This window comes from Sandaracinus amylolyticus (genome assembly GCF_000737325.1).
In the GTDB taxonomy this organism is placed as follows: Bacteria; Myxococcota_A; Polyangia; order Polyangiales; family Sandaracinaceae; genus Sandaracinus; species Sandaracinus amylolyticus.
The window spans coordinates 6561712-6581945 of the sequence record NZ_CP011125.1 but is presented as its reverse complement, the minus strand read 5'-3'; the positions used below and the strand labels follow the sequence as shown (position 1 = coordinate 6581945).

Annotated in this window: 19 protein-coding genes; 13 read left to right on the top strand and 6 right to left on the bottom strand. The window is 73.6% G+C overall.

What is annotated here, in order from left to right; genetic code table 11:
- Positions 1-128 precede the first annotated feature (128 nt).
- On the top strand, positions 129-599 hold the full coding sequence (locus DB32_RS48590; RefSeq protein WP_169791578.1) for a response regulator: 471 nt from the start codon (positions 129-131) through the stop codon (positions 597-599).
- On the opposite strand, the gene DB32_RS27700 is transcribed toward DB32_RS48590, so the two are convergent.
- Complete coding sequence (locus tag DB32_RS27700) at positions 596-874, bottom strand: hypothetical protein (protein WP_157069462.1); 279 nt, start codon at positions 872-874, stop codon at positions 596-598. The two genes, DB32_RS48590 and DB32_RS27700, sit on opposite strands and share 4 nt — an antisense overlap.
- Before the next feature lie 178 nt (positions 875-1052).
- Between DB32_RS27700 and DB32_RS27695 the strand changes: the two genes are divergently transcribed.
- On the top strand, positions 1053-1880 hold the full coding sequence (locus DB32_RS27695; RefSeq protein ID WP_053235646.1) for a sigma-70 family RNA polymerase sigma factor: 828 nt from the start codon (positions 1053-1055) through the stop codon (positions 1878-1880).
- Between the two features lie 50 nt (positions 1881-1930).
- A complete protein-coding gene (locus DB32_RS27690) occupies positions 1931-3316 on the top strand; it encodes a sigma-54-dependent transcriptional regulator (RefSeq protein WP_075097647.1) in 1386 nt (461 codons plus the stop codon).
- A gap of 16 nt (positions 3317-3332) precedes the next feature.
- Here DB32_RS27690 and DB32_RS27685 read toward each other — a convergent pair whose 3' ends face one another.
- The 3 genes from DB32_RS27685 to DB32_RS27675 are packed head-to-tail and all read right to left on the bottom strand — an operon-like array spanning position 3333 to position 6045.
- Positions 3333-4445 (bottom strand): hybrid sensor histidine kinase/response regulator, encoded by a 1113-nt coding sequence (locus DB32_RS27685; protein WP_053235645.1) that lies wholly within the window; start codon positions 4443-4445, stop codon positions 3333-3335.
- Entirely contained in the window at positions 4446-4820 is a 375-nt protein-coding gene (locus DB32_RS27680; RefSeq protein WP_053235644.1) for a response regulator, read from the bottom strand. It abuts the gene before it with no gap.
- A 19-nt stretch (positions 4821-4839) separates the two neighbouring features.
- The gene (locus DB32_RS27675; protein WP_053235643.1) at positions 4840-6045 is read right to left on the bottom strand and encodes a sensor histidine kinase; all 1206 of its coding nucleotides are present in this window, start codon (positions 6043-6045) and stop codon (positions 4840-4842) included.
- A 226-nt stretch (positions 6046-6271) separates the two neighbouring features.
- Between DB32_RS27675 and DB32_RS47185 the strand changes: the two genes are divergently transcribed.
- Positions 6272-6727, top strand: coding sequence for a universal stress protein (locus tag DB32_RS47185; RefSeq protein WP_053235642.1), 456 nt, complete (start codon positions 6272-6274; stop codon positions 6725-6727).
- Between the two features lie 42 nt (positions 6728-6769).
- Here the strand turns inward: DB32_RS47185 and DB32_RS27665 are convergent, their stop codons facing one another.
- Entirely contained in the window at positions 6770-7717 is a 948-nt protein-coding gene (locus DB32_RS27665; protein WP_053235641.1) for a universal stress protein, read from the bottom strand.
- A gap of 191 nt (positions 7718-7908) precedes the next feature.
- On the opposite strand from DB32_RS27665, the gene DB32_RS27660 reads away from it, so the two are divergent.
- Positions 7909-8343: a universal stress protein gene (locus tag DB32_RS27660; protein WP_075098040.1), complete on the top strand. Its 435-nt coding sequence runs from the start codon at positions 7909-7911 to the stop codon at positions 8341-8343.
- Here the strand turns inward: DB32_RS27660 and DB32_RS27655 are convergent.
- Entirely contained in the window at positions 8322-8843 is a 522-nt protein-coding gene (locus DB32_RS27655; RefSeq protein WP_053235639.1) for a GNAT family N-acetyltransferase, read from the bottom strand. The two genes, DB32_RS27660 and DB32_RS27655, sit on opposite strands and share 22 nt — an antisense overlap.
- Positions 8844-8886: 43 nt before the next feature.
- Here DB32_RS27655 and DB32_RS27650 point away from each other — a divergent pair, with 43 nt between their 5' ends.
- The 8 genes from DB32_RS27650 to DB32_RS27615 are packed head-to-tail and all read left to right on the top strand — an operon-like array spanning position 8887 to position 20197.
- Complete coding sequence (locus DB32_RS27650) at positions 8887-9303, top strand: hypothetical protein (RefSeq protein ID WP_157069460.1); 417 nt, start codon at positions 8887-8889, stop codon at positions 9301-9303.
- A 28-nt stretch (positions 9304-9331) separates the two neighbouring features.
- Complete coding sequence (locus tag DB32_RS27645; RefSeq protein ID WP_053235637.1) at positions 9332-10840, top strand: hypothetical protein; 1509 nt, start codon at positions 9332-9334, stop codon at positions 10838-10840.
- Complete coding sequence (locus DB32_RS27640; protein WP_169791577.1) at positions 10819-12636, top strand: pseudouridine synthase; 1818 nt, start codon at positions 10819-10821, stop codon at positions 12634-12636. The genes DB32_RS27645 and DB32_RS27640 overlap by 22 nt, the downstream gene beginning before the upstream one ends.
- A gap of 57 nt (positions 12637-12693) precedes the next feature.
- Positions 12694-13938: a TolC family protein gene (locus DB32_RS27635; protein WP_053235635.1), complete on the top strand. Its 1245-nt coding sequence runs from the start codon at positions 12694-12696 to the stop codon at positions 13936-13938.
- Complete coding sequence (locus DB32_RS27630) at positions 13935-15032, top strand: efflux RND transporter periplasmic adaptor subunit (protein ID WP_169791576.1); 1098 nt, start codon at positions 13935-13937, stop codon at positions 15030-15032. The genes DB32_RS27635 and DB32_RS27630 overlap by 4 nt, the downstream gene beginning before the upstream one ends.
- Positions 15029-18220: an efflux RND transporter permease subunit gene (locus tag DB32_RS27625; protein ID WP_075097646.1), complete on the top strand. Its 3192-nt coding sequence runs from the start codon at positions 15029-15031 to the stop codon at positions 18218-18220. The genes DB32_RS27630 and DB32_RS27625 overlap by 4 nt, the downstream gene beginning before the upstream one ends.
- A complete protein-coding gene (locus tag DB32_RS27620; protein ID WP_053235633.1) occupies positions 18156-18839 on the top strand; it encodes a response regulator transcription factor in 684 nt (227 codons plus the stop codon). The genes DB32_RS27625 and DB32_RS27620 overlap by 65 nt, the downstream gene beginning before the upstream one ends.
- Entirely contained in the window at positions 18836-20197 is a 1362-nt protein-coding gene (locus tag DB32_RS27615; protein WP_053235632.1) for a sensor histidine kinase, read from the top strand. The genes DB32_RS27620 and DB32_RS27615 overlap by 4 nt, the downstream gene beginning before the upstream one ends.
- Positions 20198-20234: the final 37 nt, after the last annotated feature.

The following is a 20234-nucleotide window of genomic DNA, read 5'->3' as shown; positions in this document are numbered from 1 at the left end:
AGCGGCCGCGTGATCGACGGGCCGCCTCAGCCGGGCATCGCCACGCTCGGGTCGTTGTGCAGCGATCGCGCGGACCTACCTCGCCAGGCGCGATGTCGACTCCACGCAGTCGTCCGGAATTGCGCGCGGTGACGCCGCCCGAAGACGTCGCCGAGCTGAAGACGCAGCGCGCGCGCCTGCCACGCACGCGCTCGTCGTCGCACGCACGGACCGCGACGTGCGGCGTGTCCGACGTGAGGGTGCTGATCGTCGACGATCACGACGACACGCGTCGCATGTTCGCCGAGTACCTCGCGTGGCACGGCGCGCTGACGCTCGAGGCGAACAGCGTCGCCGAGGCGCTCGTCGTGCTGCAGCGCGAGGTCGTGCACGTCGTGGTGACCGACGTCGCGATGCCGCGCGAGGACGGCTACGCGCTGCTCGCGCGCATGGACGCGGCGCCCGCGTGGGCGAGCATCCCGCGCATCGTCGTGTCGGGGCACAGCTCGGTGATGGAGGCGTCGGAGCGCGCGCCGCGCGCGACGTATCTCAAGAAGCCGATCGATCTCGATCGACTGCTCGAGGCGATCGCGGCCTCGTACGCGCACGCCGAGCGTTAGGCGCGGTTCGCGGTCGCCGCGTCGCGCGACTCGGCGGCGCTCACGAGCTCTCTCGCGCGCGCCAGCGCGGCCGTCCACGGCTCGCGTGCGTACGTGTCGCGAGCGAGCTTCACCGACTCGGTGACGGCGGCGACCAGCTCGCGCGCGGCCTGGCGACGCTGCGACCAGCTGCGTGGTGCGCTCCAGGGGACCCGCGCCGCGCCGCGCAGCATCGCTGCGATCCGCTCGTACTCGCGCGCCCAGGCCCCGTCGTCGATGCGCACCACCCCGGGCATCTCGTCCCCGCGCGCACCGGCGACAAGCGCGCAACCGCTGCGCGTCGCACGCGCCCCGCTGCGCAACGGATGCGCGCGGCGCGGCGTGATTCGCGAGAAAGCGATGTGATCACGATGGTTTACGTGTGTGGCACGACGGCCGCAAAGGCGTCTCCTCGCCACCGAGGAGATCCCGACCATGCGCGCCACCACCGACGACGTCTCGCTCGCCCAGCTCCGCCGCACCGCCGCCGCGGCCCCGATGCTCGGGGCGGAGGTCGAGCTCGAGTACCTGCGTCGCATCCAGGCGCACGACGACGGGCGCGCGCTGCGAGCGCTCCTGGACGCGCACCTCCGCCTCGTGGTGGCGACGGCGGCGCGGTTCGCGCGCTCGGGGGTGTCGGTCGCGGAGCTGGTCGCCGAGGGGAACCTCGGGCTCGTCGAGGCCGCGCGCCGGTTCGACGCGGGCAAGGGCACGCGCTTCTCGACGTACGCGGCGTGGTGGGTGCGCGCGCGCATCAGCCGCTTCGCGATGGGCAATCGTCGCATCGTGGCGGCGCCCTCGACGCGCAACGCGCGGAAGCTGCTCGCGGGCATGCGCAGCGTGGAGCGCGCGCTGCAGCAGGCGAGCGGAGAGCGCCCGTCGCGCGAGATGATCGCGGCGGTCACCGGGACGTCGGCGGAGGACGTCGCGATGGTCGAGAGCGCGCTGTCGGCGCGCGACGTGTCGGTGGGACCGAGCGACGAGGACGGCAGCTCGGTCGAGCTCGGCGCGAACGATCCCTCGCCCGAGCAGGCGATCGCCGAGGCCGAGGAATGCGAGCGCCGCGAGCGCGTCGTGGCGCTCGCGCTGGCGCAGCTCGATCGGCGCGAGCGCGAGGTGGTGCAGCGGCGGATCCTCGAGGACGACGCCGAGACGCTCGCGGACATCGGGCGGATGCTCGGCCTCTCGCGCGAGCGCGTGCGTCAGATCGAGGCGCGCGCCAAGCGCAAGCTGCGCGCCGTGCTGGTGGCCGAGGTCGCGTGATGGACGGGCGAGTTGCGGCGCAGCTCGCGGGCGCTCTAGAACCCTTGGGCATGGCGTCCCGCTCCGAGCTCCGAGGTCGCGTGCTCGTCGTCGACGACGAGACGCACGCGCGCGACGCGCTCGCCGAGATCCTCGCGGAGGAAGGCTACGAGACCGCGACCGCCGCGGATGGCCTCGAAGCGCTGCGGCTCATGGAGGAGCTGCGGCCCGACGTCGTGCTCACCGATCTGAAGATGCCGAGCCTCGACGGGCTCGGGCTGCTCGATCGCGGCAAGGCCGAGTACCCCGAGACGTCGTTCGTCGTGATGACGGCGTTCGGGACGATCGACACCGCGGTCGAGGCGATCCGTCGCGGGGCCGAGAACTACGTCACGAAGCCGCTCGACGTCGGCACCGTGACCGCGCTGCTCGCGCGCGCGATGGACAAGGCGAAGCTCGCGCGCGAGGCGTCCGAGCTGCGCGAGCGCCTGCACGAGACCTACGACTTCAGCCGCATCCTCGGCGAGCACCCGTCGATGCGCCGGCTGACGCAGGTGATCGCGCAGGTCGCGCCGAGCCGCGCGACGGTGCTGATCCACGGCGAGAGCGGCACCGGCAAGGAGCTGATCGCGGCGGCGATCCACGAGAACAGCAAGCGCAAGAGCGGGCCCTTCGTGCGGCTCAATTGCGCGGCGCTCGCGGAGTCGCTGCTCGAGAGCGAGCTGTTCGGGCACGAGAAGGGCTCGTTCACCGGCGCGATGGCGCGCCGCAAGGGACGCTTCGAGCAGGCCGACGGCGGGACGCTCTTCCTCGACGAGATCAGCGAGGTCCCGAAGCCGTTGCAGGTCAAACTATTGCGCTTCCTGCAGGAGCGCGAATTCGAGCGCGTCGGCGGCAACGAGACGATCCGCGTCGACGTGCGCGTGGTCGCGGCGACGAACCGCGACCTCAAGCAGTGCGTGCAGGACGGGACGTTCCGCGAGGATCTCTACTACCGGCTCGACGTGGTGCGCGTCGACGTGCCCCCGCTGCGCGCGCGTCGGAGCGACATCCCGATCCTCGCGCACCACTTCCTGCATCGGTTCGCGAAGGAGAACGAGCGCGCGCTCGAGGGGTTCGGCGACGAGGCGATGAAGGCGCTGCTCGCGCATGCGTGGCCGGGCAACGTGCGCGAGCTCGAGAACGCGATCGAGCGCGCGGTCGTGCTCGCACCGGGCAAGCGCATCGAGCGCGAGCACCTGCCGATGCCGACGCCCGCCGCGGAAGCGGGCTCGGTGGGCGCGTTCGTGCCGGGGATGACGCTCGCGGAGATCGAGCGGATCGCGATCCTGCAGACGCTCGACGCGTGCGAGGGCTCGACGGGCAAGGCCGCGGAGATGCTCGGGATCTCGCGGCGGAAGATCCAGTACCGCCTCAAGGAGTGGGGGATGGGCGGGGACGTCGAGGACTCGGACTGACCGCCGAGCACGGGGCTCAGGTGGTCGCGGCGGGGAGGGTCACGATCGCGGTCGTTCCCTCGCCCGGCGTCGAGTCGAGGCTCACGGTGCCGCCGTGGAGCTCGACGAGCTTCTTCACGATCGTGAGCCCGAGCCCGGTGCCGCGCGGCTTGCCCGCAGTGACGAACGCGCGGAACGCGTCGCGCAGCAGCTCGGGCGCGATGCCCGGTCCGGTGTCGGCGATCCGTAGCTCGGCCGCGCCGTCGGACGTGCGCGACGCCGCGATCGTCAGCGTGCCGTGGCCCTGGGGACGCATCGCGTCGAGCGCGTTGGTGACGAGGTTCAGCACGACCTGCTTGATGCGGCCCTCGTCGCCGTCGATCGCGGGCACGTCCGGCGCGAGCTCGAGCGCGAGCGTGATCCCCGCGTCGGCCGCGACCGGCTCCTGCAGCGCGTGCACGTCGGCGAGCAGCGCGACGAGATCGACGCGTCGCTTCTCGAAGTGACGCGGCCGCGCGAGGCCGAGGAACTCGTCGAGCAACGTCGAGAGGCGCCCGAGATCGCTCTTCACGAGCCGCACGCGATCGCCGACGCCCTTGTGGATCGCGGGATCGCCGCTCTTCTTCGACGCGCGCTCCATCAGCTCGAGCTGCAGCATCGCGGCGTTGAGCGGGTTGCGGATCTCGTGCGCGAGCGCCGCCGTGAGGCGGCCCATCGCGGCCATCGCCTCGGCCTCCGCGGCGCGCGCCTCGAGCTCGCTGCGCTCCTTGCGCAGGCGCACCTGACCGAGCGCGCGCTCCGCGAGCGCCAGCAGATCCGGCGGCTGGAAGGGCTTCTGCACGTACGCGAACACGCCGTGGCGCACCGCTGCGATCGCGGTGTCGAGCGTCGCGTTGCCGGTCACGAGGATCACCTCGCCGTCGGGCGAGCTCTCCTTGAGGAACGGCACCAGATCGATGCCCGACACGTCGGCCTGCAGCCGCACGTCGACGATGGCGACGTCGAACGGGCGCTCGCGCACCTTCGCGCGCGCCTCGCCGACCGTCGACGCGATGCGCACGCTCGCGCCCGTCTCCTCGAGCAGCTCCGCGACGTTCTCCGCGAGCGCGAGGTTGTCTTCGATGACGAGGACGTCGAAGGGCGGCGTCACTCAGGCCCCGCCAGCGCCGACCACCTCGACGTCGCGCAGCGCCGCGATGAGCACGTCGGGCCCGAACGGCTTCGCGAGCACGCGACGCACGCGCGCATCGCGCTGCGCGAGGCGCTCTTCCTTCGTGAACGCCGTCATCAGCACGTACACCGCGTCGGGCGAGTGCTCCGCGAGCTGCCGCAGCAGATCGATCCCGTCCATCCCCGGCATGCGCACGTCGAGCAGCGCCGCGTCGAAGCGCAGCTCGCGCGCGGCGTGGAGCACCGCGAGGGGATCGTCCATCACGAGCGCCTCGAGACCTTCCATCTCGAGGATCTCGGCGAGGTTCTCCGCGAGCTCGCGGTTGTCGTCGACGATCAGGACGCGTCGGCTCATGGCGTGCGAGGACGTAGGGTCAGGACGGAGCGCCCGTCACCGCGAGCGCGCCCGGAAGGCGGATCTCGAAGCGCGCCCCCTCGGGCGCATCGGGCTGTCCGAGATTGTAGCCGCGGATCGTGCCGCCGTGCTTCTCGACGATGCGACGGCACAGCGGCAGGCCGAGGCCCACGCCGGTCGCGCGCGTGGTGAAGAGCGGCTCGAACAGCCGTCGCACGGCTTCGGTCGAGAGGCCCGGTCCGTCGTCCTCGATCACCAGCACGAGCTCGTCGCCCTCGCGTTGCGCGTGGACCTTCACCACGCCCTCGCGCTTTGCGCCGGCGATCGCCTGCGACGCGTTGAGCACGAGGTTCACGACGACCTGACGCAGCTGCACCGGGTCCACGCTCGCGCGCGGCAGCGCCTCGTCGATGGCGACCTCGACGCGCAGCTGCTCGGGCCGGGGCACGCTCGCGAGCGCCTCGTCGATCAGCGCGCGCACGTCGACGGGCCGGCGATCGGGCGCGCGGTCGCGCGCCATCTCGAGCAGGTCCGAGATGATCGCGCCCGAGATCGCGAGCTGCTCGCGGATGCGGTGCAAGTGGCGCGCGGCCTTGTCGTCCGCGTTGCCGCGCTCGGCCTGCTGCCTCGAGGAGAGGAGGTGGAGCGACGTCTCCATCACCGCGAGCGGGTTGCGCAGCTCGTGACCGATCGACGCCGCGAGCTGCCCGATCGTCGCGAGGCGCTCGTTCGCGCGCTGCTTCTCGACGTAGCTCTCGCGGTAGGTCTCGAGCATCACCGCGAGCTCGATGTCGCAGATCTTGTCGATCGCGTCGTGCCCGTGGATCTGCTCGTCCGCCGGCCACTGCGCCGCGCGCAGCGCGTCGTGCAGACCGCGCCGGATGACGTTCATCGCCGCCATCATGTAGCGCTGGTCGAGATCGATGCGGACGTGCATGCGACCGATGCGCGCGCGCTGCTCGAAGTAGCCCTCGTCGTAGATCCCCGAGACGACGCCCTCGAGCCACGCGTGCATGCTCGCGTGCAAGCGCGCGCGCTGCGCGGGACCTCCGGTGAACACGGCGCGAGCGCCCGCGTTGTCGTCGATCGTCCGGTAGAACTCGTCGACGATGTGCGGGAACGCGGGGCGCACGGCGGGCCCCATCCGCACCAGCCACCGCGCGTCCTCGTCGCCGAAGCCGACGTAGTCGAACAGCTCGCGGAGCATGTCGGAGGTCGCGGCCACGCGGACTTCTTCCGGCGTTCTCACGTGGACGTCAAGAGAGCCCCCGACCTCGCGCATGGGCGCGAGCTGCTGCAACGCGCAAGCCGGGCTCTCGCGCACATGGCGCGTCGTCTGCAACGAGGCGCAATGCTGGCGCGGAGCCGAACGAGGCTTCACGGATCTGCGAAAGCCTTGCGTCGTACGAGTTCTCAACGCGCAAACGTTGCGCCTCAGCCACGAGAGAGCCATGCCCGCCATCCACCGCGTCCTGGTCCCGGTCGACTTCTCGGAGAGCTCGGAGCGCGCCGCCGACTACGCCGTCGCGCTCGCGCGGCAGCTCGGGGCAGGCGTCCACTTCCTCCACGCGTGGCAGATGCCGGTGTACGCGTTCCCCGACGGTGCGGTGATCCTCGGGCCCGACGTCGTCGCGCAGATCACGACCGAGCTGCAGCGGTCGCTCGACGCGCTGGTCGAGCGCCACAAAGAGCCGGAGCTCGCGGTCGAGGGGCACCTCGCGCAGGGGCTGCCGGATCGCGAGATCGTGCGTGCCGCGGGTGAGCTCGGCTGCGAGCTGATCGTGATGGGCACGCACGGGCGCACCGGGCTCCCGCACCTGTTCCTCGGCAGCGTCGCGGAGCGTGTGGTGCGCTCGTCGAGCGTGCCGGTGCTCACCGTCCCGCCGGATCGCACGAAGCACAAGTGATCGAGCGCGCGTCCGTCGGCGTCGGCGTAGAGCGCCCCGCGATCACCGCGCGGGGCGCACACAGAGCACCGGACGACGCGCGCGACGCAGCACACGCTCGGCGACGCTCCCGAGCAGCGCGTGCGCGACGCCGGTGCGTCCGTGGGTGCCGACCACGATCAGCGTCGCGCCGAGCTCGAGCGCGAGCTCGCCGAGCGCGACCGGCGGATCGCCGCGCACGACGTGCAGGTCGACGGGCGGTGCAGCGTCGAGCCGAGCGCGTGCCTCGGTGATCATCTCGGCGAGACGGTCGCGCGCGCCGGCTTCCTCGTGCGCGGGATGATCGATCGTGTCGTCGGCGATCGGCGCCGCGTGCTGGGCCGCGACGGCCGCGGGCAGGATCTCGGGCACGACGTGCACCGCGTGGACGCGCGCGCCGAGCTGCTTCGCGAGCTGCAGCGCGAGGTCGAGCGCGACGCGCGAGGGCGGCTCGAAGTCGAGCCCGACGAGGAACGTGCCCGACGCGAGCCGCGGCAGCTCGCCGGTGTGCGGCGCGACGAGCACCGGACAGGGCGCGCGGCGCACCACGCGATCCGCGGTGATCCCGAGCAGCCACTCCATCGCGGCCGAGCGCAGCACCTCGGCCGGCCCGCTCTGCCCGTGCGGTCCCACGACCACGAGCTGCGCATGCGTGCGGTGCGCGTCCTCGACGATCGCCTCCCACGGCCGTCCTTCGATCAGCGCGCACTCGACCTCGGGCGCGGTCGCCGACGCGCGCGTGCGCTCGGACTCGAGCTGCTCGGCGAGGAACGCGGTGCGCTGCTCGACGCGCTCGATGAGCGTGCGCTGCGCGGGCGAGGCCGCGCGATCGCGGAGCCCGCCGAGATCGGTCGCGTGCACGAGGCGCAGCGGCGCGCGCAGATCCTGCGCGACGCGCGCGGCGAGATCGACGGCGCGTGCGCCCCCGGGCGAGAGGTCGGTCGCGCAGACGATCGGTGATTTCGGGTCCATGTGTCTCCTCGAGCGCGGGCTCTGCGCTCGCACAAACAGAGATCATGCCAGCAACGCGGCGGCGCTCGCGACGTCGGCGCGTTGCGTGCAATCTTGCGGATCGAGACGCGCCTGCAGCGTTCCTGCGCGAGTCCGAGATGCAGGTTCGGCGCGTGCGCGCAAAGGATGCGCAGAGAGAGGACGAGGTCACCATGCTCCAGATCCGACGAATCCTGGTCCCCACCGACTTCTCCGACGCGGCCGAGCAGGCGCTGCGCTACGCGGTCGATCTCGCGACCAAGCTCGGCGCGGAGATCCACCTCGTGCACGCGTGGCAGCTCTCGGCGTACGCGTCACCGACGTCCGATCTCGCGAAGGGCATGGAGCGCGATCTGTCGCGCGACCTCGCCGCCGTCGCGCAGCGGTACGGCGCGCACGGCGTGACCGTGCACCGGCACCTGCGGATGGGCGTGCCCTACGTCGAGATCGTCGAGGCGGCGAAGGACCTCGGCTGCGACCTCGTGGTGATCGGCACCACCGGCAAGACCGGGCTCGAGCACTTCCTGCTCGGGAGCGTCGCCGAGCGCATCGTGCGCACCAGCGAGCAGCCGGTGCTGACCGTGCGCTACAAGCCCGCCGCGCCTTGATCGTCGGGGTCGTCGTCGGCGCACTCACGCGTCATCTCGATCATCGTCGGACGGAACCCACAGCGCGCGAAGACCTTCTGGGCGCGGGTGTTCGACGTCGCGGTGGAGAGCACGACGCGTGGTGCGCCGAGCGCCCCGGCACGCGCACAGAACGCGCGCACGAGGCGCTCGCCCGCGCCGGTGCCGCGCGCGTCCTCGCTCACGAAGACGTCGTGCAGCGCCGCGTGCTTGTCGAGCAGCATGTTCCAGTCGCGGCCCTCGACGCGGCCGTACGCATAGCCGACGATCGCGTCGTCCTTGGTGGCGACGAGCAGGATCGTGTTGGCGCGCGGGAGCTCGCGGCCGAACCACTCGCGATAGCCCTGCTCGACGCCGCGCGCGAGGAAGAAGCGCGCGGGATCGAGCGCGTGGTGGAAGCGGACGAGGTCGGCAGCCATCGCCGCCATCGCCGCGAGGTCGGTCTCGGTCGCGGCGCGTACGACGAGCGCGTCGGTGCTCATGAATGCAGGGTAGCAGCCGGTCGTCGGTGACCACGGAGGACGCGTGAGGAGAAAGCTGGCGCTGGTGGCGGTGGCGATCGTGATGGGCGTCGCGGGCTGCGGCGGGGACGACGAGGAGGCGCGCGATCGATCGCGCGGCGGCGCGTACGACGCGTGCGACATCGAAGCGGACGAGTGCCCGCTCGACGTCGACGGATGCGCGGGCGTGATCGTCGACTACGTCGACTACCGCACGGCCGAGCGCGGCGTGTGCACGAGCGTCTGCGAGAGCGACGCGGAGTGCCCGGCGGATCCCGGCGGGCTCGGCGGCGCGTGCATCGACTTCGGGGGCACCGCGCTCTGCTACGAGCGCTGCGACGCCGACGAGGACTGCGCGCCCGACTGGGGGTGCACCGATCGGCTGCCCGCGCCCGGCGGTGGCGAGATGTTCTTCGAGCCGGTGTGCTTGCCGGTTCGCTGACGCGTGAGGTTGGGCGCATGCTCCGGCCGTGCGTGCGTCGAAGGGATGGATCGCGATCGGCGCGATCGGCGTGGTGGCGCTGATCGCGTGGGCCGCGCGGGGCGCGGGGAGCCCCTCCGAGGAGCCCGTCGACGACGCGGAGGAGCGCGAGGAGGACGTCGCGCCGGCGATCGAGGTGACCGTCGCGCCCGCGGCGATGCCCGAGCACGTGCGGTGGATCGCGGTGGGCGGCGGCGCGGATCCCGAGCTCAACCAGATCTCGCTCGAGGAGGATCTGCTGCTCGCGCGCGAGGTGCTCGGCGACGGTGGTGTGGTGCTCTTCGCAGGGGGGCCGGGGACGCGCGCGGTGCAGGTGACGGACGACGCGGAGCGGGGCGATCCGCTGCGTCGCGAGCTCGGCGATCTGCTGGTGCCGCGCGGCGGCCGCGATGCGCGCTACCAGCCGGCGCGGCTCGCGATGCACGGGCCGGCGACGCTGGACGCGACCGTGGAGGCGCTGCGCGCGGCGCTGGTCGACGGCGACGAGCCGCTCTTGCTGTGGGTCGCGGCGCACGGCGATCGCGGCGAGCTCCCCGCGGACTCGACCGCGCTGCTGTGGGGCGGCACCGAGCTCGCGCCGACGACGATCGCGGAGACGATCGCGTCGACCGAGTCGCCGCGCCCGCTGCGGATGGTGATCACGTCGTGCTACGCGGGCGGGTTCGCCGAGCTCGCGTTCGACGGGCTCGATCCCGACCGCGGGCCCTCGTCGCTCGACGTGTGCGGGCTCTTCGCGACGAGCTGGGACGAAGAGGCGGGCGGGTGCGATCCGAGCCCCGATCGCGCGTCGCACGAGGCGTGGTCGATCCACGTGCTCGAGGCGCTGCGCGGGCGGGATCGCGCGGGGAACGACGTGCACGCGGAGATCGATCTCGATCACGACGGGCGGGTGTCGCTCGCGGAGGCGGACGCGCGGGCGCGCATCGCGGCGCTCTCGTTCGATCTGCCGACGAGCACGTCGGCGCGCTTGCTGCGGGTGATCGCGCCGAGCGAAGGGCCGAGCGCGGCGGTGTCGATGCCGGAGGACGAGGCGGTGGTGCGCGCGATCGGCGAGCGGCTCGACATCGAGGGCGAGGGCGACGCGCAGGCGCGGCTCGATGCGCTCGCGCGGCGTCGCGTCGAGCTCGAGGCCGCGATCGAGGCGCGCGCGGAGGAAGCCGACGAGGCGTGGTGGGCCGTCGTCGGCGAGCTGCTCTCGCGATGGCCGGTGCTCGACGATCCGTGGCACCCCGACTTCGACGCGACGCTGGTGCGCGAGGCGGACGCGATCCGCGCGTTCCTCGGGCGCTCCGAGGCGCGGGCGCGGTGGCTCGAGGCGCAGGACGATCTCGGCGCGATGCAGGAGACCGAGGCCGCGCTGCGCGTGCAGGCCGCGCCGCTGCGGCGCTGGCTCGAGGCGTACGAGTCGATCGCGCTCGCGGGGCGGCTCCGCGCGCGTGGTGGTGAGGCATGGGACCGGTACGAGCGGATGCGCGCGTGCGAGCGCGGGACGTGGTGATGGCGAGCGAGCACGTGTGCCCGGGGTGCCCGCGCATCGGCGTCGTCGAGGAGACGCAGCGTGCGGAGAAGCGCGCACAGGTCGAGCACGCGCTGCAGCGGTTCGCCGAGCTCGCGCGCGTGACGATCGACGAGGTGCCGCGCGCCGAGCCGCCGCTCCGGTATCGCACGCGGGCGAAGCTGATGGTGCAGGGGACGTCGCTCGGGCTCTTCCGCGAGGGCACGCACGACGTGGTCGACACCGTCGACTGCCCGGTGCTCGCGCCGGCGGTCCACGAGGTCGCGGCGCGGGTGCGCGCGCTGCTGGACGATCCGCCGCGCGACGCGGGCGCGGTGCTGCGCGCGAGCGATCGCGGAGGCGCGCTCGCCGCGGTCGATCTGCGCGAGGTGGTCGACGCAGGAGTTGCCGGCCTTCGAGGACATGCGTCGGTGCTGGTGACGTTCGCGCTCGATCGCGAGGTGAGCGAGCGCGAGGCGCGCGCGGCCGCGGACGCGGTGCGCAACGGATGCGCGAGCGTCGCGTCGGTCGCGATCAACCTGCGCGGTCGCGGGCCGCAGGTGCTGGGCGCGGAGACGCGCCTCGTGTGGGGCCCGGGCGAGCTGCGGGATCGGATCGCGCCGGGCGCGCCGTGGACGCTCGCGACGCACGGCTCGTTCGTGCAGGCGCATCGCGGGGTCGCGGCGGCGATGCACGACGCGATCGTGGCGGCGCTCGAGGGCGCGCCGCGGGTGATCGAGCTCTTCGCGGGGTCGGGCGCGCTCGCGCTGCGGCTCGCGTCGAGCGGGGCGCGCGTGCACGCGATCGAGGCGTTCGCGCCGGCGATCGAGAACGCCAAGCGCGCGGCGGACGCGCAGCGCATCGGTGGGCTCTCGATCGAGATCGGCGACGCGACCGCGGCGCTGGTCGCGATGGCCGCGCGTGGAGAGCGCGCGGATGCGATCGTGCTCGACCCCCCGCGACGTGGTGTGCCTCCCGAGCTGCGCGCCGCGATCGCCGCGCTCGCGCCGGCGCGCGTGGTCTACGTCGCGTGTGATCCGGAGACGCTCGCGCGCGATCTCGCGCACCTCGCGCGGCTCGGGCTCGCGGCGCGGCGCCTCTCGCCGTACGACCTGATGCCGCAGAGCGCGCACGTGGAGACGATCGCGTGGCTCGAGCCGTCGGCGCCTCCGCCGGTGCGCGTGCTGCACGAGGACGAGCGGCTGATCGTCATCGACAAAGATCCCCACGAGCCGACGACGCCGCACCCCGAGCATCCGATCAGCGCGCTCGCGCGGGTGCGCGCGCTGCCGGGCGCGGAGCACGCGGTGCCGGTGCATCGCCTCGATGCGGGCACGAGCGGCGTGTGCCTCTTCGCGCGTCGTCCCGAGCACGTCGAGCCGTTCGCGCGCGCGCTCGCGACGGGGCGCAAGCGCTACCTCGCGCTCGTGCGCGGCGTGACGCACGGCAAGGGCATCGTGCGGCGCGCATTGCGCGAGGAAGGGCGCGATCTGCCGTCGACCACGCGCTTCACGCGGCGCGCGATCGTGGGCGGTCACTCGCTGGTGCGTGCGGCACCGGACGAGGGGCGCACCCACCAGATCCGGCGTCACCTCGCGTCGATCGGACATCCGCTGCTCGGCGACGCGCGCTACGGGCACGCACCGAGCAATCGCCATCTGTGGGAGCGCGCCGCGCTCGATCGCCCGTTCCTGCACTGCGAGCGCATCGAGCTCGCGCTCGAGAGCGGACCGCTGGTGCTCGAGAGCGGGCTGCCCGCGGATCTCGCGCTGGTCCTCGAGCGGCTCTCGCGTTCCTGAGAACGCTCTCAGGAAGCTCTCAGTCGCGCGCCCGGCGCGGTGCGCATATCTGGGGCGATGCCGCGCCTCTTGCTCGTCGTGCTCGTCCTGCTCGCGTGCCCAGCTGCGGTGCGCGCGCAGGCGATCTCGTTCGACGAGGCGCTCGCGCTCGGCGAGGACGCGCCCGACGTGCGAGGCGCGGAGCGCGCGCTCGCGTCGCGCGCCCGCCGCGATCGCGACATCTCGGACGTCACGAGCGCGACGGAGCTGCAGCTGGTGCCCGGCGTTCGTGTGCTCCGCGAGCAGGATCGCGGGTTCGAGGGATCGATCGGCGTGGTCCAGGGCTGGAGCCTCGCCGGGCTGGGTGGGGCGCGTCGCCGCGCCGCCGAGGACGAGCGTGCGGTGATCGCGGCGGAGCGTCGCGCCATCGCGCTGGAGCGTCGCATCGGCGCGGCGCGCGCGTGGATCGAGCTCTCGGTGCTCGAGCGCCAGCTGGCGCTCGCGATCGCGGAGCGCGACATCGCGCGGGAGCTCGAGGAGCGGGCACGACGCGCCGCGGACGTCGGCGTGATCACCGCACCCGACGCGTCGGAGGTGAGCGCGTTCCACGGCGAGACGCAGCTCGCCGCACACGCCGCGGAGGGCGCGCGGCTCGCGGGCGCGCTCGCGCTCGCCGACGCGATGGCGGTGCGCGCGGAAGAGACGATGCACACCACCGGCGGCGCGCCCAGCCCGGAGCTGCCGGGCCACGACGAGCTCGAGGCGCGGCTCTCCGACGTCGAGGGACTGCCGCGCGTCGAGATGGCGCGCCTCGCGGCGATCGCAGCGCGCGCGAGAGAGGCCGAGCGCGCCGCGCTCGCGGGGCCGACGATGCAGACGGGCCTGCAGGTCTATCGCGAGGCGCCCGACGGCCTGATGATCTTCGGGCAGCTCTCGTTCGGGATCCCGCTGGTCGATCTCGGTGCGCGCGACCGCTCGCTGGCGCTCGAAGAAGCGGAGCGCGCGGACGCCGCGCTCGAGGCGCACGAGCTGGAGGCGCGGCGGCGCGCGGTGGAGATCGCGCACGAGGTCGATCACACGCGACGCGCCGAGCAAACGCTGCGCGAGGTCGTGGTGCCTGCGCTCGAGGCGCTGGTGTCGTCCCGCGAGGCGCAGATGCGCGCGGGAGAGACCACGACGATGCTGCTGCTCGACGCGCGGCGGCGCAGCCTCGCGGCGCGCAGCCGTCTCGTGCAGGTGGAGGGCGCGCGTCGATGGGCCGAGGTGCGCGCCTGGCTGATGCTCGCGTCGCGCGCGCGCGCCGAGCGCGTGGAGGAACGTTGATCGTTCGTCGTCTGATGGTGTGCCTCCTCGCGACGACGATCGCGTGTGGCGAGCGCAGCGAGCCCGAGCCGGCGGTCGAGCCCGAGCCGGTCGCGGAGAACGGAGGCGCGCCCAGCGTCGCGCGGTGGGCCGAGGTGCGCGTGGCGGGTGATCGCGCGCTCCTCGAAGCGCCCGCGCGTGTGGTCGCGGGCCCGGGCGCGATGGCGCGCGTCGCGCCGCCGTTCGCGGCGCGCGTGCTCGAGGTCCGCGTGGCGCCGGGTGACTCGGTGCGCGCGGGCGACGTGCTGCTCGAAGCGAGCATGCCCGAGGTGCTCGACGCGGCCGCGATCTGGGTCGCGGGCGGACGCCGGCTCGCGCTGCGCGAAGCGCGTCAGGACGAGCTCGAGGCGCTGCGCGAGGAGGGCCTCGTCGAGCAGGGCAGGGTGTTCGAGCAGGCGGCGAGCCTCGCGGACCTCGGCGCGGAGCGGGCGCGCGCCCTCGCGATCCTGCGCGCTGCCGGCGTGAGCGCGGGACGCGCCGCGGCCGTGCTCTCGCGCGGATCGGTGCCGATCGTCTCGCCGATCGACGGCGTGGTGAGCCGCGTCGACGCGCGCATCGGCGAGGTGCGCGATCCGGCGGGCGAGCCGCTCGTCGAGGTGATCGGAAGCGCGCCGGTGCGCATCGAGGCGCGCCTCTCTCGCGCGATGCCCGAGGGGACGTCGCTGATGTTCGTGCCCGCGATCGGCGCGCCGGTGCCGCTGCGCGACGAGCCCGACGCGAGCGCGATCGATCCCGCGGACGGAACGCGCCTCTACTGGATCACGCCGCGCGAGACGACGACGCTCGCCGACGGACTGCGCGGCACGCTCGAGGTGCACGTCGCGCGCGAAGGCGTCCTGCAAGTGCCCGCGGGCGCGATCGGGCACGACGACGAAGGCGCGTTCGTGATGCTGCGGGGCACCCCCGAGCCCGTGCGGGTGCGGGTCCGCGTGCTCGCGACCGACGCGGGCATCGCGCTCGTCGAGGTGATCGAGCCCGGCGCGCTCTCACCGGGCGCACAGGTCGCCGACGATCCTGCGGCGCTGCTGCGCGCGCCGGCAGGAGACGATCATTGATCGAGACGCTCGTCGAACGCGCGGTCGCGCGCCGTCGCGCGGTGCTGATCGCGACCGCGATCTTCGCGGTGATCGGCGCGCTCTCGATCCGCGGGATGCGCTTCGACGCGCTGCCCGACGTGACCGGGCAGCAGGTCATCGTGCTCACGACCGCGCCCGGTCTCACGCCCGAGGAGGTCGAGCGCCTCGTCACGCGCCCGCTCGAGATCTCGCTCGGCGGCATGCCCGGCCTGGTCGAGACGCGCAGCGTGTCGCGCTACGGCCTCTCGGCGATCACCTCGATCTTCGAGGACTCGACCGACATCTATCGTGCGCGTCAGCTCGTCGGCGAGCGCGTCGCGATCGCGCAGGAGCAGCTGCCGCCGAGCGCGTCGCCGCCGGAGCTCGGCCCAGTGAGCGGCGGGCTCGGCGAGATCTACCAGTTCACGCTCAGCTCTTCGGAGCGCACGCCGGCCGAGCTGCTCGAGCTCGTGCAGCGACGCGTCGCGCCGATCCTCCGCACCGCGCCGGGCGTGGTCGAGGTCAACACGTGGGGCGGAGGTCGCCGCACGCTCGACGTGATCGGCGACCCGGTGCGCATGGCGCGCTGGGGCGTGACGCTCTCCGCGCTGCGGGAGGCCGCGTCGCGATCGACGGGCAGCGTGACCGGCGCGACGGTTCCCGCCGGCCCGGCGCACGTGCTGCTGCGCGGCGTCGCGCTGCCGACGACGCCGGCCGAGATCGCGGCCGCGGTGGTGCGCGTCGATCCGCAGGATCCCACGCGCGTGGTGCGCATCGGCGACGTCGCGGACGTGATCTCGGGACAGGAGCCGCGCATCGGCGCCGCGACCGAGGGAGGGCGCGGCGAGACCGTCTACGTGATGGTGCAGATGCTCCTCGCGGAGAACGCGCTCGAGGTGCTGCGCGGCGTGCACGAGCGTCTGCCCGACGTGCGCGCGGCGCTGCCCGACGACGTCGTGGTGAACGAGGTCTACGATCGGAGCGATCTCGTCAGCGCGACGCTGAGCACCGTCGGCAAGAGCCTGCTCGAGGGCGGCCTGCTCGTGATCGCGGTGCTCTTCGCGATGCTGGGCAGCCTGCGCGCGGGGCTCCTCGTCGCGCTCGTGATCCCGCTCTCGATGCTGGGCGCGGTGATGGGCATGGCGTTCTTCGGTGTCCCCGGGAACCTCATGAGCCTCGGCGCGCTCGACTTCGGTCTGCTCGTCGACGGCGCGGTCGTCGTCGTCGAGAGCGTGTTCCATCACTTCGCGGCGTTCAGTCCTCGAAACCGCGAACACAGCCACGAGCGATTCGAGGGACACGCGCGCGACGATCGTCCCGCGGACGCGCAGGTCGCGGAGACCTCGCGCAGCGTCGCGCGGCCGGTCTTCTACTCGGTGCTCGTCATCCTCCTCGTGTACCTGCCGATCCTCGCGCTCGAGGGGATCGAGGGGAAGATGTACCGGCCGATGGCGATCACGGTCGTCATGGCGCTCGCGACCTCGCTCGTCCTCGCGCTCACCTTCGTGCCCGCTGCCGCCGCGCGATGGCTGCGCCCCGAGCACGTGCCCGCGCGCGAGCCGCTCCTGGTGCGCGCGAGCGCGCGCGCCTACGCGCCGATCCTCGATGTCGCGATGCGCCGCCCGGTGCTCGTCGTCGCGATCGCGATCGGCCTCGCGCTGATCGGCGCGCGCGTGTTCTGGACCGCGGGCAGCGCGTTCGTCCCGCAGCTCGACGAGGGTGATCTCGTCGTGCAGACGACGCGCGCGCCCGACGTGTCGATCGAGACCGCGATCGCCGAGGGCACGCGCCTCGAGCAGGTGATCCGCGAGGCCGCGCCCGAGGTGCGGCACGTCTCGTCGCGCATCGGCAGCCCCGCCGTCGCGACCGACGTGATGGGCATCGAGCAGGCCGACGTGTTCGTCTCGCTGTACCCGCGCGACGACTGGGCCCCGGGCCGTACGCTCGACGACGTGATCGCCGATCTGCGCGGCGCGATCGACGCGCGCGCGCCCGGTGCCGAGCTCTCGTTCACCCAGCCGATCCAGATGCGCTTCAACGAGCTCGTCGGAGGCGCGGTGACCGACGTCGCGCTCGTCTACTACGGCGAGGATCTCGACGTGCTGAGCGATCTCGCGGAGCGCTCCGCTGCCGTGCTGCGCGAGGTGCCGGGCGCGGTCGACGTGCGCGTCACCGCGCCGCCGAGCGTCTCGCTCGTCGAGGTGCGCCCGCGCCCGCTCGAGTCCTCCGCGGCCGGCTTCGACGCGCAGGACGTGCTCGAGGCCGTCGGCGCGCTGCGCGCGGGCGTGCACGCCGCCGACACCTGGGAGGGCCCGCTGCGCATCCCGATCCGCGTGCGCCTCGGGGCGTCGACGAGCGCGTTCACGATCGCCGACGTCGGGCTCCCCACCGCGAGCGGTGCGCTCATCCCGCTCTCGCGCGTCGCGCACGTCGACGCGCAGGAAGCGCCCGCGCTCGTGTCGCACGAGAACGGCGCGCGACGGATCGTGATCGGCTTCAACGTGCGCGGCCGCGACCTCGGCACCGTGGTGCAGGAGGCCGAAGCGCGCATCGACGCCGCCGTCGACGTGCCGCGCGGATACCGCGCGGAGTGGGGCGGCCAATACGAAGGGCTCGAGCGCGCGCGCGAGCGGCTCGCGATCGTGATCCCGATCGTGCTGATCGCGATCCTCGTGCTGCTCTACCGCGTGTTCGGCCGCGTGCGACCGGTGCTCGTCATCTTCATGAACGTGCCGTTCGCCGCGGTCGGCGGGATGATCGCGCTCGCGATGCGTGGCCTGCCCATCTCGGTGTCGGCCGCGGTCGGGTTCATCGCGCTGTCGGGCATCGCCGTGCTCAACGGCGTCGTGCTGATGTCGCGCATCATGCACGAGGAGGCCGAAGGCTTCGCGCCCGACGAGGCCGCACGACGAGCGGCGCGCGCGCGCCTCCGCCCCGTGCTCACGACCGCGCTCGTCGCGTCGCTCGGCTTCGTGCCGATGATGCTCGCGCGCGGCGTCGGCGCCGAGGTGCAGCGCCCGCTCGCGACCGTCGTCGTCGGCGGGCTCGTCACCTCGACCTGGCTCACGCTCGTGCTGATCCCCTCGATCCACCCGTGGATCGCGCGGATCCGCCGGAGGCCCGATGAAGCTGCTCTTGGTGGAGGACGAGGAGAAGCTCGCGACGCACCTGGTGCGGGGCCTGCGTGAGGAGGGCCACCAGGTCGATCGCTGCTCGCGCGTGCATGACGCGCGCGAGCAGGCGCGCACGATCGAGTACGACGTCGTGCTGCTCGACTGGATGCTGCCCGACGGAGACGGCGTGGAGCTGCTGCGCGAGTGGCGCCGCGCGGGCCTGCGCACGCCCGTGCTCCTGCTGACCGCGCGCGGCACGGTGCCCGAGCGCGTGACCGGGCTGCGCGCCGGGGCCGACGACTACCTGCCGAAGCCCTTCGACTTCGACGAGCTGCTCGCGCGCATCGAGGCGCTGCATCGCCGCGCCGAGGGCGCGATCGATCTCCGCCGCGTCGGCGACGTCGCGCTCGACGGGCGACGTCGCGCGATCCGCTTCGGCGCGAGCGAGGTCGCGCTCACGGCGCGCGAGCACGCGCTCGCGGCCGAGCTCTTCTCGCACGCGGGCGAGGTGATCACCCGCGCGCACCTGCTGCGCAGCGTGTGGGGCTCGGGGTTCGAGGGCGATCCCAACGTGCTCGACGTCTACGTCGGCTACCTGCGCCAGAAGCTCGCGCGCGCGTCGGCACCGCTCGAGATCCGCTCGGTGCGCGGCGTGGGGTTCCGCCTCGTGTCGCGCGAGGAGCCCGACGCGTGAGCCTCGGCGCGCGGCTGCTCCTCGTCGGCGCGATCCTCCCGGCGCTCGCGCTGCTGGGCGCGCTCGCGATCGGCCGCGCGATGTTCGCCCGCGAGCTGACGAGCGCGATCGACGACGCGATGCGCACCCAGGCCGCGATCGAGGCGGTCAGCCTCTTCGACGGCCCGCACGGCGAGCCGCACCTGCACCTGCGTCGCTCGCCGCTCGCGCGCAGCGCCGCCGACGCGAGCGAGGCCGCGCTCTACGACGACACCGGGGCCCGCATCGTGATCTGGCCCGACGACGGACGCGCGCCCGAGCACGTCTCGCTCGCCGAGGCGAGCACCGAGCCGCGCCTGCGCACCACCGACGGCCTGCGCGAGCTCCGCGTCCGCGTGCGCTCGCCCGACGGACGCCGCTGGGTGCTCTGGCTGGGCCACGATCTCGGCCCGCACGAGGCCGCGATCACCGCGTACGACCGCACCGCCGCCATCGTCGTCGTGCTCGTCACGCTGCTGCTGCTCGGCGCACAAATTGCGCACGCGACCGGCCTCACGCGTCGCTTGCGCGGCCTCGCGCAACACATGCGCCGGCTGCGCGAGGGCGATCTCGCGTCCGCGCCGCCGCCCGATCGTGGTCGCGACCTCGTCGGCGAATTGCGCGACTCGATCGCGGACGCGACCGACCGCCTGCGCGAGGCGAAAGAAGCGCGCGAGCGCCTCGTCGCCGACGCCGCGCACGAGCTGCGCACCCCGCTCGCGACGATGCGCACCGCGATCGACGTCACGCTCCGCCGCGAGCGCTCCGCCGAGGATCTGCGCGACGCGCTCGAGCGCACGCGCGAGGAGGTCGACCGCCTCGCCGCGACCGCCGCCGATCTCCTCGAGCTCGCGAGCGGAGGGCGCGCGTCCGAGGAGCACGAGCCGCTCGATCTCGTCGCGCTCGCCGAGGACGCGATCCTCGCAGCCCGCTCGCTCGCCTCGGATCGCGGCGTCGATCTCGTGCTGCGCGGCGACGCGTTCGTGCCCACCGTCGCGGCGCCGCGCGCGCTGCGCCGCGCGATCGACAACCTCGTCGCGAACGCGCTCGCGTTCGCGCCCGAGGGCAGCGCCGTCGAGGTGCACGTCGAGCGCGACGGCGAGGCCGCACGGCTCCGCGTGCGCGATCACGGCCCCGGCATCCCCGACGCGCAGCGCGACGCCGTGTTCCAGCCCTTCCATCGCCTCGATCGCTCGCGCAGCGGCACCGGCCTCGGCCTCGCGATCGTGCGCGACGTCGCGACGCGCCACGGCGGACGCGCGTTCGCCCGCGCGCCCGACGACGAAGGCCCGGGCGCCGAGCTCGTGCTCGAGCTCGGAGCGCACGGCCGGACGGGATAGCTCGCACGGGTTTCGCGAATCGCGGTTTTTTCGCTAT

Coding starts and splice junctions, on each gene's coding strand:
- DB32_RS27700 (WP_157069462.1), bottom strand. CDS start 874: ATGCCCGGGGTGGTGCGCATCGACGACGGGGCCTGGGCGCGCGAGTAC.
- DB32_RS27695 (WP_053235646.1), top strand. CDS start 1,053: ATGCGCGCCACCACCGACGACGTCTCGCTCGCCCAGCTCCGCCGCACC.
- DB32_RS27690 (WP_075097647.1), top strand. CDS start 1,931: ATGGCGTCCCGCTCCGAGCTCCGAGGTCGCGTGCTCGTCGTCGACGAC.
- DB32_RS27680 (WP_053235644.1), bottom strand. CDS start 4,820: ATGAGCCGACGCGTCCTGATCGTCGACGACAACCGCGAGCTCGCGGAG.
- DB32_RS47185 (WP_053235642.1), top strand. CDS start 6,272: ATGCCCGCCATCCACCGCGTCCTGGTCCCGGTCGACTTCTCGGAGAGC.
- DB32_RS27665 (WP_053235641.1), bottom strand. CDS start 7,717: ATGGACCCGAAATCACCGATCGTCTGCGCGACCGACCTCTCGCCCGGG.
- DB32_RS27660 (WP_075098040.1), top strand. CDS start 7,909: ATGCTCCAGATCCGACGAATCCTGGTCCCCACCGACTTCTCCGACGCG.
- DB32_RS27655 (WP_053235639.1), bottom strand. CDS start 8,843: ATGAGCACCGACGCGCTCGTCGTACGCGCCGCGACCGAGACCGACCTC.
- DB32_RS27635 (WP_053235635.1), top strand. CDS start 12,694: ATGCCGCGCCTCTTGCTCGTCGTGCTCGTCCTGCTCGCGTGCCCAGCT.
- DB32_RS27620 (WP_053235633.1), top strand. CDS start 18,156: ATGAAGCTGCTCTTGGTGGAGGACGAGGAGAAGCTCGCGACGCACCTG.